Raw genomic sequence first — 264 nt, forward strand, 5'->3', positions numbered from 1 at the left:
TTGCGGGCTCCAGGCATAGGCCGGGCTGCGATAGCGACCGGGGTTCTGCACCATCAGGTACTTGACCGAAGACTGGTCGGTGGCGGCGGCATCGGCGCGACCGGAGTTCACGGCCTGGTACATCAGGTCGACGCTCTCGTACTGATAGACCTTGGCCTTGGGCAGTGCCTGGTGCACCAACTCTTCGGCATACACGTTTTGCAGCACGGCCACGGTGACGCCGTCGCCGGCGGCCTGCAGGTCTTCGATCTCTTTGTACTTGCT

The 264-nt window shown here is 62.9% G+C and carries 1 pseudogene; it reads right to left on the minus strand.

From position 1 onward, the window contains the following. A pseudogene (locus SB765_RS30615) lies at positions 1-264 on the minus strand (ABC transporter substrate-binding protein); the annotation flags it as partial.

Source organism: Pseudomonas sp. SIMBA_067 (assembly GCF_046534675.1).
Classification (GTDB): domain Bacteria; phylum Pseudomonadota; class Gammaproteobacteria; order Pseudomonadales; family Pseudomonadaceae; genus Aquipseudomonas; species Aquipseudomonas putida.